The sequence below is a fragment of the Actinoplanes sp. NPDC049598 genome (assembly GCF_040675435.1).
Taxonomy (GTDB): Bacteria; Actinomycetota; Actinomycetes; order Mycobacteriales; family Micromonosporaceae; genus Actinoplanes.
The window spans coordinates 67,414-83,880 of sequence record NZ_JBFAOX010000005.1 but is presented as its reverse complement, the minus strand read 5'-3'; the positions used below and the strand labels follow the sequence as shown (position 1 = coordinate 83,880).

Sequence of the window (16,467 nt, the reverse complement as noted above, 5' to 3'; positions counted from 1 at the left end):
AGCTGGCCGCGCCGGAGCTGGCCGCGCCGGAGCTGGCCGCGCCGGAGCTGGCCGCGCCGGAGCTGGCCGCGCCGGAGCTGGCCGCGCCGGAGCTGGGCGCGCCTGACCTGGCCGCGCCTGACCTGGCCGCGCCCGGCCCTCCCCCTGGCGCTTCCGGGAGCGCACCGACCACTTCGGTGGAGACTCCGCGTCCTCAGCCCGATTCGTCGGAAAGCGCGGGGGACGTGATCTATCGCGGCCGGGCCAAGGTCGGCAAACCGGACGGGGTGCGCGCCTTCGCCACGGTGCCGGGCGCGCTGTCCCTCCCTCGTCCGAGGCCTCATCGCGTGCCCTCCTTCGCCGACACGTCCCAGCCCGTCCCGCGCCACGTTCCTCCCCAGGCCGGCGCGGGCGACCCGGCGGCACCGGTCCGGGCCGTGGCAGCAGCGTCAAAACCACCACCACCAGCGGCGCCGTTGGGGCCACGCCTTAGAGCCCCGGCCCCAGCCCCGGCCCCGGCCCCGGCCCCAGCCCCGGCCCCGGCCCCGGCCCCGGCCGCGGCCGCGGCTCCGTCTCCGGCCCCGGCTCCGGCTCCGTCTCCGGCCCCGTCTCCGTCTCCGTCTCCGGCCCCGGCTCCGGCTCCGTCTCCGGCCCCGGCTCCAGCTCCGGCCCCGGCTCCAGCTCCGGCCCCGGCCCCGGCCCCAGCTCCAGCTCCGGCCCCGGCCCCGGCCCCGGCCCCGGCCCCGGCCCCAGCTCCAGCTCCGGCCCCGGCCCCGGCCCCGGCCGGGCCCGACGCCGGCGGCGCCAGCGGAAGCGGTCCGGGCGGCAAGAAGGGTGGTTCGGAAGGGGATTTCGGGCGCGGCCAGAGCCACGCCGAAGGCCCGGCGCCCCAGCTTGCCCCTGGAGATCGGCCACGACGCGTACCGAACAAAAGCCGAAAAGGGCGACTCGCTCTCCCGGCCCTGGCGGCGATGGTGGCCGCGGTCCTCGCCGGAGGCGGATATCTCGCGCTGGGTGACCGGGGGACGGAAACGGCGCCCGGCTATGCCGGATTGGCGGATGCTGCCAATTCGGCGGGCGGGAGCAATTCGACCGGCCCGAGTGGCTCCGCGCCGGCGCCGGGGGATGCTCGGCCGCCGGGTGATCCGTTCGGCGCTGCCACTCGTTCGGCGGCCGGTGAGCCGACCGGCCTGCGCGTGGCAGCGATCGGCATCAATACGCCGCTGGAGGCGCTGACGCTCGGTGCGGACGGCGCCCTGCAGCCCCCGAGGGCCTTCGGGCGGGCCGGCTGGTACGCCGACGGCACCGCGCCGGGGGACACCGGACCTGCGGTGATCGCCGGGCACGTCGACTCGAAGACCGGGCCGGCGATCTTCTACCGGCTCCGGGAGCTGGTCCCGGGAGACGGCATCGACGTGGTTCGTGGTGGCCGGACCGTGCGGTTCACCGTGACCGCGCTGCGCTGGTACCCGAAGTCGGATTTCCCGACGGGTGAGGTCTACGGGCCGACGCCCGACCGGCAGCTCCGGCTGATCACTTGTGGCGGGGTCTTCGACCGGTCGCTGCGGTCCTATCGCGACAACCTCGTGGTCTACGCGGTGGCCGGGTGATCGTCATTCCGTTCGCGGCTCGCGCCTGTCTATGGTGGAGATCGGTCGACGGCAGGGGGCACGATGGCGGTCGGACGCATGCTCGTCGCCGGTCGGTATCGCCTGGGCGAGCCGGTCGGTGCCGGTGGCATGGGCCGCGTCTGGCGGGCCCGCGACGAGATGCTCGACCGGGACGTCGCGGTCAAGGAGTTCGTCCCGCCCGAGTGGATGAGCGACGAGGAACGGGTCCGGCTCCGCGACCGTACGCTGCGTGAGGCCCGCAGCGCCGGGCGGCTCAACCATCCGCACGTGGTGCGCATCTACGACGTGGTGCACGCCGACGGCCTGCCCTGGATAGTCATGGAGTACGTGCCCTCGCGCTCGCTCTACCAGGTGATCCACGACGACGGCCCGTACTCGCCGGCCACCACGGCCCGGATCGGCCTGGCCCTGCTCGACGCGCTGACCGCGGCCCACCGGGCCGGGGTGCTGCACCGGGACGTGAAGCCGCACAACGTGCTGATCGGCCACGACGGTCGTGTGGTATTGACCGATTTCGGTCTGGCTACGTTCATGGATGACGGCTCGGTGACCGGGCCGGGGCTGATCGTCGGCTCGCCGCAGTACGTGTCGCCGGAGCGGGCCCGGGACGGCACGTCGACGCCCGAGTCGGACCTGTGGTCGCTCGGGGCGACGCTGTACGCGGCGGTCGAGGGCCGCTCGCCCTACGCCCGTGAGAACGCCATGGCCACATTGATGGCCCTGGCCACGGAGGAGCCGGATCCGCCGGCCCGGGCCGGGATGCTCGGCCCGGTGCTGACCGGTCTGCTCCGGCACGAGCCGGAGGCCCGGATGACCGCGTCCGAGGTCGAGCGCAGCCTTCGGATGATCATCGCCTCGGCACCGAGCCCGGGTCCGATGGGGGTCCCGGCCCCGCGCCGGGTGCGGGCGGTCGTCGGGTCCGATATCGATCAGTTCATGGCGCCGGCCCGGGCGGCCGTGGCCGCGCTTCCGGCGGCGCCCGTCCCGCCCGACCGGCCGCCGCCGACGGCGCCCGACCCGTCGGCCCTGTCCCGGTCGACCCTGATGGCGGCCGGGCTGGCCCTGATCGCGGTGCTCGGCGTCGGCGGGATCATGGCCGGCTACCTGGTGCAGCGCGACGACGAGGCCGCGGCGCCGGTTCCCGTGCCCACGACGTCCCCGTCCCCGTCCCCGTCCCCGTCGAGAACGATCGTCGCTGCCGGCTTCTCGCCGGCGACCTGCGACCTGCCCCCGCCCACGAACCTGCCGGTCACCCCGCAGCGGGCCGCCGCCCGGGGTGTGCCCGGCTGGGCCCTGATGGGTGGATGGTCGTATTTCACCGACGGCTCCGGGTTCCACATGCCGGTGCCCGACGGCTGGACGTACCAGCGCATCGGCACCACCTTCTGCTTCCGCGACCCGGCCGGCACCCGCCTCATGACGCTCTCGCTCAACCGCGACCCGGCCGGCGATCCGGTCAAGGCCTGCCGCGCCGAGGCCGACCGGCTGGTCCGCTCGGGCGCGCTGCCCGGCTACCAGGAGATCGCGATAGAGAAGAGGGAGCTGCTCAACAAGGCCGCTGACTGGGAGTACACGTACGTGACGAGCGGCGGCCCACGCCATGTGCGTACCCGCTGGCTGGCCACGGACGGCAAGGCGTACGCCATCAGCTGGGCCACCCGGGAGTTCGACTGGACGGCCGACCTGGCCCGGGTCAGCATGGTGCTCAGTACCTTCTACGCGGATCGGCCGGCCGGGTCGTAGCTCACAGCGATCATTCAGCCGGGCTTGGTACTGTCTTTCTCCATGATCGGCAGTAGTCAGCCGGGCTCGGCCCGGCTCCCCGTCGACCCTCCGTCTGCGGATGGATCTCTTCGGCCGTGTTGATTCTCACCGGCCTTCTCCTGGTAATCGTGGTGACCGCCGTAACCGGCTATTTCGTCGCGCAGGAGTTCGGTTACGTCGCCGCCGACCGCGGCCGGCTTCGCCACGACGCCGCGCAGGGCGATCAGGCCGCCGCCCGCGCGCTCAAGGTCACCGAACGCCTCTCCTTCGTCCTCTCCGGCGCCCAGCTCGGGATCACTGTCACGGCGCTGCTCGTCGGCTACGTCGCCGAGCCTTACCTCGGTGAGGGCTTCGCCGACCTGCTCGGCGTGGCCGGCGTGCCGACCGCGGTCAGCATGCCCGTCTCGGTGGCGTTCGCCTTGCTCGTCGCCACCGTCGTGCAGATGGTGCTGGGCGAGCTCGCCCCCAAGAACCTCGCCATCGCCCGTGCCGAGACGCTGGCCAAGGCGCTCAGCCGCTCCACCCTGATGTACCTCACCGTCTTCGGCCCGGTGATCAAGCTGTTCGACAAGACGGCCGGCCGCCTGCTGCGCCGCATCGGCATCGAGCCGATCGAGGAGCTGCCCGAGGGCGCCACCTCGGAGGACCTCGAGCAGATCATCGCCGAGTCGCGGGCCAACGGCGGACTCGACGACGAGATGTCCACGCTGCTCGACCGCGGTCTCGACTTCCGCGGGCGGACGGCCGCCGAGGCCATGGTGCCCCGCGTCGACGTGCACACGATCGCCCAGACGGCGAGCGCGGCCGACGTGGTGGCGCTGCTCGACACCCACCGCTCGCGCTTCCCGGTCCGCGGCGCCGTCCTCGACGAGATCGTCGGCGTGGTCGGCATCGCCGACATCCTGGCCATCGCGCCGGCCGACCGGGAAAAGGTCACCGTGGCCGAGGTGATGTCGGCGCCGATCCTGGTGCCGTCGTCGCTGCGGCTGCCGGCCGTGCTGGAGCGGCTGCGCGCCGCGCACCGCCAGCTCGCCTGCGTCGTCGACGAGTTCGGCGGCTTCGCCGGCATCGTCACGCTCGAGGACATCGCCGAGGAGCTGGTCGGCCAGATCCGCGACGAGGACGACGAGGCCGAACCCGAGCCGGTCCGTCAGGCCGACGGCTCCTGGCTCGTCCCGGCCCGCTGGCGGATCGACGAGATCACCGACGCCACCGGCGTCGACCTGCCCCTGGGCGACGACTACGAGACCGTGTCGGGCCTGGTCATGGCCCGGCTCGGGCGGGTGGTCGAGGCCGGCGACTCGGTCACCCTCGACGACGGGGCTTTGTCGGTACGCGTCGAAAGCGTCGACCGCCACGTCCCGCAGACCGTACGGATCTCCCGATGAACGCCCTCTGGGTAACCCTGCTCCTGGCCGGCAACGCCTTCTTCGTCGCCGCCGAGTTCGCCCTCGTGGCGAGCAAACGTCACCGGCTCGAACAAGCCGCCGCCGCGGGCAGCCGCGCCGCGCGCTCGGCCCTGGACGGCACCCGCGAGTTGTCGATGATGCTCGCCGGCGCCCAGCTCGGCATCACGCTGTGCTCGCTGGGCCTCGGCGCGCTGGCCGAGCCGTCGATCGAGCACCTGCTCGGCCCGGCCCTGCACGCCGTGGGCCTGCCCGAGATGGCCAGTCACGTCATCGCGTTCCTGGTCGCGCTGATCGTAGTCACCTTCCTGCACCTGGTCATCGGCGAGATGATGCCGAAATCGTGGGCGATCACCGACCCGGAGCGGTCGGCCACCCTGCTGGCGCTGCCGTTCCGCGGCTTCGTCACGCTGGTCCGCCCGGCCCTGCGGGTGCTGAACGCGCTGGCCAACCTGGCCCTGAAACCGTTCGGCGTGCACCCCCAGGATCAGCTCGCCCAGGCTCACGGCCCGGCCGAGATGCGCATCCTGCTCGACCGCTCCCGGGCCGAGGGCCTGATCGAGGCCGAGCAGAGCGAGCTGCTGACCAGCGTCCTCGGTCTCGGCTCGCTGCGGGTCCGCGAGGTCGTGCTGCCGCTCTCCCAGCTGGTGACCATCCCGGTCACGGCGGGCGCGGCCGAGGTCGAGCTGGCCTCGCTGAGCAGCGGCCGCTCCCGCATCGCGGTGACCGGCGACGACGGCACGGTGGTGGGCGTGGTCCACGTCCGCGAGGCTGTCCGGGCGACGGCGGCGGGCCGGGAGACCACGGCCGGCGACCTGATGGAGCGGCCCGCCTTCACGGTGGACGCCGAGGTCAGCGTCGTCGAGGCGGTGGCGGCCCTGCGGGCCGGCCGGGCCCAGCTGGCGATCGTCACGGCCGACGGCGCCCAGGCCGGCTTCGTCGCCCTCGAGGACCTGCTCGAGCAGGTGATCGGTCGCTTCGACGACGAGACGGACACGCCGGCCCTTTCATCAGTAACGCCTTGAGTTCACGCACCGCCTTGTTCGAGGAGGAATGATCCGGTGGTTTTCAAGAAGATGATGCGCGCCTTCGGCGTCGGCGGCCCGTCCGTCGACACCGTGCTGGCCAACCCGAACACCCGCCCCGGCCTCAGCCTGGACGGCCAGGTCCAGATCACCGGCGGGGATCACGACGTCACCATCGAGGGCATCGTGCTCGGCCTGGTCACCCGGGTCGAGTCGGAGCACGGCGACGGGTTCGTCGAGTTCCACCGGCTGCCCGTCTCGGGCGCCTTCCAGCTGCGCAAGGGCGAGAACAGGGCGCTGCCGTTCTCGTTCCCGGTGCCGTGGGAGACGCCGATCACGGCCGTCTACGGCCAGCACCTGCACGGCATGACGCTGGGCCTGCGCACCGAGCTGGCGGTGGCCAAGGCCGTCGACAAGGGCGACCTGGACCAGGTCGCGGTGCACCCGCTGCCCGCGCAGGAACGGATCCTGGACGCGTTCGCCCGGCTCGGTTTCCGCTTCAAGAGCGCCGACCTGGAGCACGGCGGCATCTACGGCGTGCGCCAGACGCTGCCCTTTTACCAGGAGATCGAGTTCTACCCGCCCCCGCAGTACGCCGGCGGCATCAACGAGGTCGAGGTGACGTTCATCGCCGACCCGGAGGGCGTCGAGGTCGTCCTCGAATTCGACAAGCGCGGCGGCTTCCTGCAGCCCGGCCACGACGCCTACGGCCGCTTCCGCGTCTCCCACGCCGAGGCCGACACCACCGACTGGAACTCCGTCGTGGAGGGCTGGGTCAGCCAGGCCGCCGGCCGCTACCAGGGCCTCCGCAGCGCCGGCGGCTTCGGTGCCCCCGGCGGTTACGGCGCCCCGGGCGGCTTCGGCGGGCACGGCGGCTACCCGGCCCACGGTGGCGGCCACGGCTACCACGGCCACACCCGCCACCGCGGCGGCATGGGCATGGGCGGCGTAGCCGCCGGCGTGGCCGGCGGCGTCATCGGCGGCATGGTCCTCGGCGAGGCCATGGACGACGCCTTCGGCGGCGACGAAGACGAAGGCGACTTCGGCGACGAGTGACCACCCCGTGGCGTCCCGCTCCTCGCGGGACGCCACGGCCGGGCCCTCTCTGACCCGGGCCCTCTCGGCCCCCGGTCTGCTCTGACTCCGTCCGGCCGCGGCCCACAGCGCGCTCTGATCCCAGCCCGGCCTCCCCGGCCCGCTCCGACCCTGGGCCGTTCCTAACTCCAGCCCGCTCCGGCGCCCGGCTTGGCTATCCGACGCTGGCGGTGGCGAGTTTGAGGCCGAAGCCGACGAAGAGCGCGCCTACGCCCGCCGCGGCGCCCGCCGCGAGTTTGCGCCGGCGTCGGAACTGCCCGGCCAGGAACTTGCCGCCGAAGATCAGCGCCGTCAGGTAGAGCCCGCTGCACAGCTGCACCACCGCGGCGAGCACCAGGAACGGCAGCACCGGATGCGGATATCCGGGCTCGACGAACTGGATGAAGAACGACACGAAGAACAGGATCGCCTTCGGGTTGAGCAGGCTGATCACGGCCGCCCGCCGGAACGGATGTCGCAGCTCCGCAGGCTCCGCGGCCTCGGCGATCGATGGCGAGGCCCGCCCCCGCCACCGGCGGATCCCGCCGCGGACGATCCCGAGCCCCACCCAGAACAGGTAGGCCGCACCCGCGTACTTGATGACCGTGAAGACCGGCGGATAGGCGCGCAGCAGCGAGGCCGCTCCCGCGGCGGACAGTGTCATCAGCACGGCATCGCCGACGAACACGCCCCCGGCCGCCTGGTAGCCGGCCCGGACTCCCCGCCGCGCCGCCGTGGACAGCACGAAGATCGAATTCGGTCCCGGCAGCAGAATGATCGCTATCGTGCCGACCACGTACGTCCAGAAGTCGGTGACGCCGAGCATGTCAGGCCACCTCTGCCGTCAGCCGGGACCGGAGGCGGGCCGCCGCGGCCGGCCACTCGTCGGGGGTCATGCCGAACACGACGGTGTCGCGCCACGAGCCGTCCGGGCGCTGGCGGTGTCGCCGCAGCACACCCTCCTGGACGGCGCCGAGCCGCGCGATGGCCTGTCGTGAGCGCTCGTTGCGATTGTCCGTGTACCAGAACACGCGCTCGGCCCCGAGCGTGTCGAAGGCGTGCTCGAGCAGCAGCAGCTTGGCCTCGGTGTTGACGCCCGTGCGCCACCAGGGCTTGCCGATGATCGTGTGCCCGATCGCCAGGGATCGCCGCGCCGGGTCGATGTCGTGATAGCTGGTCATGCCGATAACCCGGCCGGTGGCCGGCTCGACCTGGGCCCAGCACACCTGCGAGCCGCTCCACCGATGGCGCTGCAGGACGGCGAGGTAGTCGGTCATCGCCTCCACGGTCCGCGGGCGGGGCACCAGGAAATGCTGCCAGAGCTCGTCGTCGCCGAGCGCCTCGACCAGCCCCTCGGCGTGGGCGGGCGTGAGCGGCTCGAGCCGCACGTGCCGGCCCTCGAGCGGGACGGCGGACGCCCACGGCAGCTGCGACCCGGGTAGATAGCCCGGCAGGCCGGTAGTCACCCCGGCGTCGGTCTCGGGCGGCCCGAACTCGCGCCGGATCGGCAGCACGCCGGCCCAATGCGGCAGCGGCAGGTCGTCCTCGGCGTCGTTCACCCCGCCGCTGCGGGCGCGGGCCGACACCTCCTCCAGCGGTAGCGCCAGCACGCTGGTCTGCGCGAACTCCTGCTTGGTGGGCGGCCGGCTGTCGGCGGCGCGGCCGGACCCGGTCTTCTCGACCAGCGCGGTCATGGCGGCCAGCTTCTCGGTCGGGTCGGTGACCAGCCGGGCGGCGCCGAAGGCGACCACGGAGCGGTAGTTGGCACTGTGGTGGAACTGCGATCGCCCGTACACCAGGCCGTCGAGAAGCGTGACACTCACGCCGACCTCCACCTCGGAGCCCCGGGCGGCCAGGCCGAAGCGGCCACCGGACGAGCCGTGCAGATAGAGGGTCTCGCCGACCCGCACGTGCAGGGTGGGCAGCACGCGCGGCGACCCGTCGACCACGAACGCGACGGAACAGTCATACGCCTCGTCCAGAATGGCGTGGGCCAGGGCGCGGTCATAGTGGGTGCGCTCGCGGTAGCGGGTGGCGGTCGTACGTGCCGTCCGGGGATAGAGGTCGGACATTCGGGGCCTCCTCGCTTGCGCTGACCTTTGTACTAGTACAGAATCTCTCGTGTGGCAGAACATTATCAGGTGACCGGCGACAGCGCCTCCTCGATTTCGGCCAGCATCGAGTCGGGCGTCGCGCGAGGTGATTACGTCTGGGGCGCCGCCCTCCCGCCGATCCGGGTCCTGGCCGGGCAGCTCCATGTCAGCCCGGCCACCGTCGCCAAGGCCTATCAAGACCTGCGACAGCGCGGCGTGGTCGAGGCCGACGGCCGCCGCGGCACCCGGGTGCGCTCGCGCCCGGCCGTCGCGGGCCCGCGTTCCGCCCTGCGGCTTCCGATCCCCTCCGGTGTCCGCGACCTCTCGGCCGGCGAGCCCGACCTGCGCCTTCTGCCCCCGCTCGGCCCGGCGTTGCACGCCGTCACCACGACCAATGCGACACCCCAGGGGTACGCTTCGGCAGCCGCCATGCCGGAGCTCGTCGAGGCCGCCCGGCCCCGGCTGCGGGCCGACGGCATCCCGGTCGACGACGCGCTCATCACCGTCACGTCCGGCACCCTCGACGCCATCGAGCGCCTGCTCACGACCCATCTGCGACCGGGCGACGCCGTCGCCGTGGAGGATCCCGGCTGGTCCAATCTGCTCGATCTGCTGGCCGCTCTGGGCCTGCGGGCGCTGCCGTTCACCCTCGATCAGGAGGGGCCCGAGCCCGCCTCGGTCGCCGCGGCCCTGCATGCGGGCGCCCGGGCCGCCGTCATCACGGTCCGCGCGCAGAACCCGACCGGCGCCGCCGTCAGCGCCCGGCGGGCCGAGGCTCTGCGGGCCCTCTTCGCCACCCGGTCCGGTCTTCTGCTCATCGAGGACGATCACGCCGCCGAGCTCGCCGAGGCCCCGCCGCACTGCGTCGGCCCGGTCACCGGGGCCTGGGCCTTCACCCGCTCGGCGTCCAAGCCCTTCGGGCCCGACCTGCGCATCAACGTGCTGGCCGGCGACGAGACGACGATCTCCCGGGTGGTCGGCCGCATGAGGATCGGCTCCGGCTGGGTGTCGACCATCCTGCAGCGCCTGCTGCTGCACCTCTGGCACGACCCGGAGGTGACCGCGCTGATCACGGGCGCCGCCGAGACCTATGCCCGGCGGCGCCGCTCCCTGCGTGACGAGTTGCTGGCCCGCGGTCTCACGGCCGAGGGCGAGACCGGCATCAACGTCTGGGTTCGGGTCCCCGACGAGACCCGTGCGGTCGGCCTGCTGCGCGACGCCGGGTGGGCGGTGGCGCCGGGCTCCCTCTTCCGCACCTCCACCCCGCCCGGCATCCGCATCTCCATCGGCCCCCTCGACGAGGAGGAGATCCCTACCGTGGCCGCTGCCGTCGCCACCGCCGTCCTGCCCACCGGCCTTCCCGCACCAGCCCGATGACCGCGCCCGCCGCTGCTTGGCTGTGGCTCAGGCTCGCAGGCGGCGGTAGGCGCGGGCCGACAACGGCAGGAAGACCGCCGTGATCACCACGGGCCAGACCAGGGCCAGCCACACCGCGTGGTCGGCCAGGGGGCCTTCGGTGATGCCGGTCGGGTTGCCGAAGAGCTCACGCGCCGCCGACGCGGTGGCCGAGAGCGGGTTCCACGCGGCGATCGCGCCCAGCCAGCCCGGCATCGTCTCGGCCGAGACGATCGCCGTGGACAGGAAACCGATCGGCCAGACCAGCACCTGTACGGCCATGGTGGCGCCCTCGCCCCGGAAGGAGAGCCCGACGAAGATCCCGATCCAGAGCATCGCGAAGCGCAGCAACAGCAGGAGCACCACGGCCAGCGCCACCGCGGCCGGGTCGGAGGTGATCCGCCACCCGATCAGGAGTCCACCCAGGATCAGCACCAAGAGCTCGACCGCCGAGTTGGCCATGTCGGCCCCGACCCGGCCCAGGGCCACCGAGGCGCTGCCGATCGGCATCGAGCGGAAGCGGTCGGTGATGCCCTTGCGGGCGTCGTTGGCCATCGCCGTGGCGGTCGACTCGACCCCGAACATCATGCTCAGCGCGAGCATGCCCGGCAGCAGGAAGGAGATGTAATCGCCGCCGCCCGGCACGGTGATCGCCCCGCCGAAGAGGAAGCCGAAGACGAGCAGCAGCATGATCGAGAAGAGCAGCCCGAAGATCGGCGCCCAGGGCTGGCGTACCCAGTGGGCCAACTCCCGCTCCGTCATGATCCAACCGGCACGCAGGGTCGTCATCGCGAACTCTCCTCGGTGAGCGAGGCCGTGGCCGGCGAGGCCGCAGCGGGCGGGATCGAGGCCGGTGCGGCGGAGCCCGGCGGGGTCGAAGCGGGTGAGCCGGCGGTCAAGGCCAGGAACGCCTCGTCGAGCGTCGGTCGGCGCAGAACCAGGTCCTCGGGCGCGACCTGCAACTCGTCCAGCCCCCGGACGATGCCGGCGAGGGCCCCCAGTCCTACTTCGAAGGTGAGGCTGTGCGCCTCGTCGTCGGTCACCGCGGGCGTGCCCACCGCCGTCGACAGCCGCCCGGCCACCTCCTCCAGGGGTGTCCGCCGGGGCAGCGTGACCGTCACCCGGTCGCCGCCGACCTGGCGTTTGAGCTCGTCCGGCGTGCCCTCGGCGATCACCCGGCCGTGGTTCATCACCGAGATCCGGGAGGCGAGCTGGTCCGCTTCGTCCAGGTATTGCGTGGTCAGCAGGACCGTGGTCCCGCGCGCGGCGATCTCGCGGACGGTCTCCCACACCTCGTTGCGGGCGCGCGGGTCGAGCCCGGTGGTCGGCTCGTCCAGGAAGAGCACGGCCGGCGTCATGATCAGCCCGGCCGCGATGTCGAGCCGGCGGCGCATGCCACCGCTGTAGGTCGAGACCGCCCGCTCGGCGGCCTCGGTGAGTTCGAAGGCGTCGAGCAACTCGGATGCCCGCTGCCGGGCGTCGCTTTTGGACAGGCCGAACAGCCGGCCGAACATCACCAGGTTCTGCCGGCCGCCGAGGATCTCGTCGACCGCGGCGTGCTGGCCGATCAGGCCCACGCGGCGCCGGACCTGCGCGGCCTGGCTGCGTACGTCGTAACCCGCCACTGTCGCGCTGCCCGAGTCGACATCGATGAGGGTGGCCATGGCCTTGACCGCCGTGGTCTTGCCGGCGCCGTTCGGGCCGAGGAGCCCATGGATGACCCCGGAGGGCACCGACAGGTCGAATCCGTCCAGCGCGGGGGTGGTTCCGTACCTCTTCAGCAGTCCGGTAGCTGTCAGGGAGTTCACGTCGCTCCTAACTCCGTATGCCTTACGGAAATTGATGCGCGGTACACCGTACACCCCACGGGGTAACCTCCGCCCATGGAAAGTCAGAACGTCGACCGCACCCTCGGACTGCTCTGGCGGCGGATCCTCGGCACGCCGCAGGGCACGCGCGGCCCGAAGCAGCGGGTGAGCGTCGACGAGGTGGTGCGAGCGGCGATCGCGGTGGCCGACGAGGAGGGCCTGCCCGCGTTCTCGATGCGCAAGGTCGCCGACCGGCTCGGGCTCAAGCTGATGTCGATCTACACGTACGTGCCCGGCCGGTCCGAGCTGATCGGCCTCATGGTCGACGAGGTGATAGGTGAGCAGGAGTTACGACCGCACGAGGGTGCCCTGCGGGAGCGGCTGACCGTCGTCGCCCAGCAGCTGTGGGACGAGTACCACCGCCACCCGTGGCTGCTGCAGGTCGAGGAGAGCCGCCCGTGGATCGGTCCCAACGTCTCCGACCGCTATGAATGGCAGTTGGCCGCGATCGAGGGCGCGGGCTTCACCGATCTCGAGATGGATCAGGTGATCACGCTGCTCAGCGACTTCACGGCGGGCGCCGCGCGGGCCTCGATCGCCGCCCGCCGCACGGCCGAGCAGTCCGGTATGTCGGATCTGGAGTGGTGGGAGATCAACGCGCCGGTCCTCGAGCGCGTCATGCCGCCCGGCCGCTACCCGATCTCCGGCCGCGTCGGCACGGCCGCCGGCCAGGAGTACAACGCGGTCGGCGACCCGGCACGATCGTTCCGCTTCGGCCTCGACCGGATCCTCGACGGCCTGACGGCCTTGCTTGACCGCTGACGCGATCTCGGCGTCAGCTCAAGGCGCCTGCCGCGACTTTCAGATCGTCGACGAGGGTGCGGTACGCGGTCTCGCGGTCGTCCGCCCGCAGCACGGCGGACGGATGGAACGTCGCCAGGGCCTGGATCTCGTCGACCGGGAAGTCCTCCGGATGCTGGGCCGAGGCCGGCCACGGCATGAGCTTGCCGCGCTGCTGGGTGACCCGGAACGACGGGCCCAGCAGCGCCTTGCCCGCCGTGGCGCCGAGGATCACCACGAGCTCCGGCTTCAGCAACGAGAACTCGGCGACCAGCCAGGGGCGGCAGGCGGTGATGTGAGCCGGGCCGGGGTTCTGGTGGATGCGCCGCTTGCCGCGCAGCTCGAAGCGGAAGTGCTTCACCGCATTAGTGATGTAGACGTCACCCGCGTCGAGGCCGGAGTCGTCGACCGCCTCGCGCAGCAGTCGCCCGGCCGGGCCGACGAAGGGCAGGCCCTTCTGGTCCTCGACGTCGCCCGGCTGCTCGCCGACCAGCACGACCTTGGCGTTGGCGGCGCCCCGTCCGAACACCGTCTGAGTGGCGTCCTCGTACAGCTCGCAGCCCTGACAGCCGCTTGCGGCGGTTTTGAGCTTGTCGATGCTCCACGGCTGAGGCGGCACCCACTCCTGTGCGCCGACCGGCGCTTCGGTCCTTGGCATGGAGACGTTTTACCCCTCGGGAGGCTGAGTACCCTCGTGGGGTGCGGTTGACGGATTTCTGGGAGCGCCTCGAAGAGTCCTTCGGTGGCGCCTATGCGCGAAGCATTGCGGCAGATCACTCTTTTGCGGCATTGGGCGACCGCAGCATCGACCGGGCGATTGCGGACGGTATCGACACGGCTACTATCTGGCGAGCAGTGGTGGCCGAGTACCCCGATCGGGTGCCCTCCCGCCTGCGATAACGAGCTTTTAGTACACCCGTTCTGGCGTGTCACTCGATCGTCGTACACGTGTTCGGCTATTGTCCACAGCGGCTTGGTTATCCACAGCCGGAGGCAGGGCCGAGGATTTTTGTCATACCCACCCCCTACCTTGGTGCGCGTGGTGAACAGAAGCTCATCGGCGAAGACGCCTGCGAAATCGAGTACAGGGGTGGCGGACATGGCGAACGGACCTGACCGGGACAAGGCGCTCGATCTGGCGTTGGCACAGATTGACAAGCAGTTCGGCAAGGGCTCGGTGATGAGGCTCGGGGAGCGGCCGGTCGTGGAGACCGCCATCATCCCCACCGGCTCCATCGCGCTCGACGTGGCGCTCGGCGTCGGCGGCCTGCCGCGCGGCCGCGTCATCGAGGTGTACGGGCCGGAGTCCTCCGGTAAGACGACGGTCGCCCTGCACGCGGTGGCCAACGCGCAGCGCAACGGCGGCATCGCGGCGTTCATCGACGCCGAGCACGCCCTCGACCCGGAGTATGCGAAGGCGCTCGGTGTCGACACCGACGCGCTGCTCGTCTCCCAGCCCGACACGGGTGAGCAGGCGCTCGAGATCGCCGACATGCTGATCCGCTCGGGCGCGCTCGACATCATCGTCATCGACTCGGTGGCGGCCCTCGTGCCCCGCGCCGAGATCGAGGGCGAGATGGGCGACAGCCACGTCGGTCTGCAGGCCCGCCTCATGAGCCAGGCCCTCCGCAAGATCACCGGTATCCTCAACAACTCGGGGACGACCGCGATCTTCATCAACCAGCTCCGCGAGAAGATCGGCGTCATGTTCGGCTCGCCCGAGACGACGACCGGTGGCCGCGCGCTGAAGTTCTACTCCTCGGTCCGTCTCGACGTGCGCCGTATCGAGAGCCTCAAGGACGGCACCGACGTCATCGGCAACCGCACCCGCGTCAAGGTGGTGAAGAACAAGGTCGCTGCGCCGTTCAAGCAGGCCGAGTTCGACATCATGTACGGCAAGGGCATCTCGCGGGAGGGCTCGCTGATCGACGTCGGCGTCGAGCAGAGCATCATCCGCAAGTCCGGCGCGTGGTACACGTACGACGGCGACCAGCTGGGCCAGGGCAAGGAGAAGGCGCGGGAGTTCCTCAAGGAGAACCCCGACGTCGCCGCCGAGATCGAGAAGAAGATCCTGGAGAAGCTCGGCGTGGGCCAGACCACCGGCGACGCCGCCGGCGGCCCGGAGCTGCCGCCGGTCGACTTCTGATCGGTAGGCCCACCACATGGCCGGACGACGCGGCGCACGGGCCGGGCGCGGATGGGATGCCATCCCGCCCCGGCCACCCCGCACCTCCGATGAGCATCCGCCCGGCGATTCCCCCGGCGACGAGACAGAACGCGGCAACGTCCCGTCCCGTCGCCGCCGGCCCTCGCCGGGCGGAAACCCCGCCCGGGACGGGCTCCCGTGGTCGAACTCGGACCTGCCCGGCTCGGCCCGCCCCGCGCGGGACGGGCTCCCGTGGTCGAATTCGGACCTGCCCGGCTCCGGACGGCCGGGGCGGGACGGCCTCCCCTGGTCGCGTGCCGATCAGGCGGGCGCCGGTCTTGAGGAAGGCGAACTCCATGGGAGCGAGCTGGAGGACGGCGAGTCCGGGCGCGCTTCTGGCCGGGGTCGCTCCGGCCGAGGCCGGTCCGGGCAGGATCGGTCTGGGCAAAGTCGCTCGGGACAGGGCCGGTCTGGGCAGGGTCGCTCTGGGCAGGGTCAGCCGGAGCAGACCGAGGGGGAGCGGGCGCGGGAGATCTGCCTGCGCCAGCTCGCGGTGCGGCCGCGCACGCGGGCCGAGCTGGCGAAGGTGCTGGCCCGTAAAGACATCTCGGAGGAGGTGATCGCCGAGGTTCTCGACCGGTACGACGAGGTCGGGATCATCGACGACGCCGCGTTCGCGCGAGCCTGGGTCTCCAGCCGCCATCACGGCCGCGGGCTGGCCCGCCGGGCCCTGGCCAACGAGCTGCGCCAGCGCGGTGTCGACGCCGAGGTGGCCAGCGAGGCCCTGGAGTCCGTCGACGACGAGGACGAGGCGACCACCGCCCGCGCGCTGGTCGACCGCAAGCTGCGTACGGCCACGGGCTCGCCCGACGCCGTCTTCCGGCGGCTGGTCGGCATGCTGGCCCGCAAGGGCTACCCGGCCGGCGTCGCCATCCGCGCCGTCAAGGACGCCCTGGCCGCCCGCGACGCCGAAGCCGCCGAGTTCGCCGACGCCATCGACCCCGACACCCTGGCCGACGAGAACAGCGATCTCTCCTGATCCCCCCGCTCCCGTCTCCACCCAGGGGCCCGAGGGCCGGCCGAGGGCGCCGCGGAACTCGCCAGCGGTCGCCCAGGCCGCTCCGTGACTGCGAAAGCCATGTCAGGTTGGCTGTCGCAGCAATTGGCGCCTACCCGCGATCTCCCAAACCTCGCCCCAGCCCCAGTCCCAGCCCCCAGCTCCGGCCCCCAGCTCCGGCCCCCAGCTCCGGCCCCCAGCTCCGGCCCCCAGCTCCGGCCCCCAGCTCCGGCCCCCAGCTCCGGCCCC

15 protein-coding genes are annotated in these 16,467 nt (G+C 72.2%); 10 read left to right on the top strand and 5 right to left on the bottom strand.

All coding sequences use genetic code 11. The features are described from left to right. Nucleotides 1–950 precede the first annotated feature (950 nt). From AB0J66_RS13830 to AB0J66_RS13810, 5 genes are all read left to right on the top strand, one after another. Nucleotides 951–1,589: a class F sortase gene (locus AB0J66_RS13830; RefSeq protein WP_364659633.1), complete on the top strand. Its 639-nt coding sequence runs from the start codon at nt 951–953 to the stop codon at nt 1,587–1,589. 63 nt (nt 1,590–1,652) lie between these two features. Next, complete coding sequence (locus tag AB0J66_RS13825; protein WP_364659631.1) at nt 1,653–3,353, top strand: serine/threonine-protein kinase; 1,701 nt, start codon at nt 1,653–1,655, stop codon at nt 3,351–3,353. A gap of 116 nt (nt 3,354–3,469) precedes the next feature. After that, nucleotides 3,470–4,762 carry a hemolysin family protein gene (locus AB0J66_RS13820; RefSeq protein WP_364659629.1) on the top strand — a complete coding sequence of 431 codons (1,293 nt, stop codon included), beginning with the start codon at nt 3,470–3,472 and terminating at the stop codon, nt 4,760–4,762. Next, nucleotides 4,759–5,805, top strand: coding sequence for a hemolysin family protein (locus AB0J66_RS13815; protein WP_364659627.1), 1,047 nt, complete (start codon nt 4,759–4,761; stop codon nt 5,803–5,805). The genes AB0J66_RS13820 and AB0J66_RS13815 overlap by 4 nt, the downstream gene beginning before the upstream one ends. 36 nt (nt 5,806–5,841) lie before the next feature. Then, a complete protein-coding gene (locus AB0J66_RS13810) occupies nt 5,842–6,861 on the top strand; it encodes a sporulation protein (RefSeq protein ID WP_364659625.1) in 1,020 nt (339 codons plus the stop codon). Between the two features lie 193 nt (nt 6,862–7,054). Here the strand turns inward: AB0J66_RS13810 and leuE are convergent, their stop codons facing one another. Together leuE and AB0J66_RS13800 are read right to left on the bottom strand one after the other, a co-directional pair. Next, nucleotides 7,055–7,705 (bottom strand): leucine efflux protein LeuE, encoded by a 651-nt coding sequence (leuE, locus tag AB0J66_RS13805; protein ID WP_364659623.1) that lies wholly within the window; start codon nt 7,703–7,705, stop codon nt 7,055–7,057. 1 nt (nt 7,706) lies between these two features. Beyond that, nucleotides 7,707–8,951 (bottom strand): bifunctional pyridoxamine 5'-phosphate oxidase family protein/GNAT family N-acetyltransferase, encoded by a 1,245-nt coding sequence (locus tag AB0J66_RS13800; protein WP_364659621.1) that lies wholly within the window; start codon nt 8,949–8,951, stop codon nt 7,707–7,709. A gap of 51 nt (nt 8,952–9,002) precedes the next feature. Between AB0J66_RS13800 and AB0J66_RS13795 the strand changes: the two genes are divergently transcribed. Next, nucleotides 9,003–10,349, top strand: coding sequence for an aminotransferase class I/II-fold pyridoxal phosphate-dependent enzyme (locus tag AB0J66_RS13795; protein ID WP_364659619.1), 1,347 nt, complete (start codon nt 9,003–9,005; stop codon nt 10,347–10,349). 27 nt (nt 10,350–10,376) lie between these two features. Here AB0J66_RS13795 and AB0J66_RS13790 read toward each other — a convergent pair whose 3' ends face one another. Both AB0J66_RS13790 and AB0J66_RS13785 read right to left on the bottom strand, forming a co-directional pair. Next, a complete protein-coding gene (locus tag AB0J66_RS13790) occupies nt 10,377–11,156 on the bottom strand; it encodes an ABC transporter permease (RefSeq protein WP_364659617.1) in 780 nt (259 codons plus the stop codon). Beyond that, the gene (locus AB0J66_RS13785) at nt 11,153–12,175 is read right to left on the bottom strand and encodes an ATP-binding cassette domain-containing protein (RefSeq protein ID WP_364659615.1); all 1,023 of its coding nucleotides are present in this window, start codon (nt 12,173–12,175) and stop codon (nt 11,153–11,155) included. The genes AB0J66_RS13790 and AB0J66_RS13785 overlap by 4 nt, the downstream gene beginning before the upstream one ends. Before the next feature lie 75 nt (nt 12,176–12,250). On the opposite strand from AB0J66_RS13785, the gene AB0J66_RS13780 reads away from it, so the two are divergent. After that, on the top strand, nt 12,251–12,997 hold the full coding sequence (locus tag AB0J66_RS13780; protein WP_364659614.1) for a TetR/AcrR family transcriptional regulator C-terminal domain-containing protein: 747 nt from the start codon (nt 12,251–12,253) through the stop codon (nt 12,995–12,997). A gap of 13 nt (nt 12,998–13,010) precedes the next feature. Here the strand turns inward: AB0J66_RS13780 and AB0J66_RS13775 are convergent, their stop codons facing one another. Further along, entirely contained in the window at nt 13,011–13,673 is a 663-nt protein-coding gene (locus tag AB0J66_RS13775) for a UdgX family uracil-DNA binding protein (RefSeq protein WP_364659612.1), read from the bottom strand. Between the two features lie 41 nt (nt 13,674–13,714). Here AB0J66_RS13775 and AB0J66_RS13770 point away from each other — a divergent pair, with 41 nt between their 5' ends. The 3 genes from AB0J66_RS13770 (at nt 13,715) to AB0J66_RS13760 (ending at nt 16,200) form a co-directional block, all read left to right on the top strand. Further along, complete coding sequence (locus AB0J66_RS13770) at nt 13,715–13,915, top strand: DUF3046 domain-containing protein (protein WP_364659610.1); 201 nt, start codon at nt 13,715–13,717, stop codon at nt 13,913–13,915. 199 nt (nt 13,916–14,114) lie between these two features. Next, nucleotides 14,115–15,161 carry a recombinase RecA gene (gene recA, locus AB0J66_RS13765; RefSeq protein ID WP_364659608.1) on the top strand — a complete coding sequence of 349 codons (1,047 nt, stop codon included), beginning with the start codon at nt 14,115–14,117 and terminating at the stop codon, nt 15,159–15,161. A 367-nt stretch (nt 15,162–15,528) separates the two neighbouring features. After that, nucleotides 15,529–16,200: a regulatory protein RecX gene (locus AB0J66_RS13760; RefSeq protein WP_364660237.1), complete on the top strand. Its 672-nt coding sequence runs from the start codon at nt 15,529–15,531 to the stop codon at nt 16,198–16,200. Nucleotides 16,201–16,467 lie beyond the last annotated feature (267 nt).

Bases quoted from the DNA above. Each gene is read 5' to 3' on its own strand.
- AB0J66_RS13815 (WP_364659627.1), top strand. From the start codon at position 4,759: ATGAACGCCCTCTGGGTAACCCTGCTCCTGGCCGGCAACGCCTTCTTC.
- AB0J66_RS13790 (WP_364659617.1), bottom strand. From the start codon at position 11,156: ATGACGACCCTGCGTGCCGGTTGGATCATGACGGAGCGGGAGTTGGCC.
- AB0J66_RS13780 (WP_364659614.1), top strand. From the start codon at position 12,251: ATGGAAAGTCAGAACGTCGACCGCACCCTCGGACTGCTCTGGCGGCGG.
- AB0J66_RS13775 (WP_364659612.1), bottom strand. From the start codon at position 13,673: ATGCCAAGGACCGAAGCGCCGGTCGGCGCACAGGAGTGGGTGCCGCCT.
- AB0J66_RS13800 (WP_364659621.1), bottom strand. From the start codon at position 8,951: ATGTCCGACCTCTATCCCCGGACGGCACGTACGACCGCCACCCGCTAC.
- recA (WP_364659608.1), top strand. From the start codon at position 14,115: ATGGCGAACGGACCTGACCGGGACAAGGCGCTCGATCTGGCGTTGGCA.
- leuE (WP_364659623.1), bottom strand. From the start codon at position 7,705: ATGCTCGGCGTCACCGACTTCTGGACGTACGTGGTCGGCACGATAGCG.
- AB0J66_RS13830 (WP_364659633.1), top strand. From the start codon at position 951: ATGGTGGCCGCGGTCCTCGCCGGAGGCGGATATCTCGCGCTGGGTGAC.
- AB0J66_RS13825 (WP_364659631.1), top strand. From the start codon at position 1,653: ATGGCGGTCGGACGCATGCTCGTCGCCGGTCGGTATCGCCTGGGCGAG.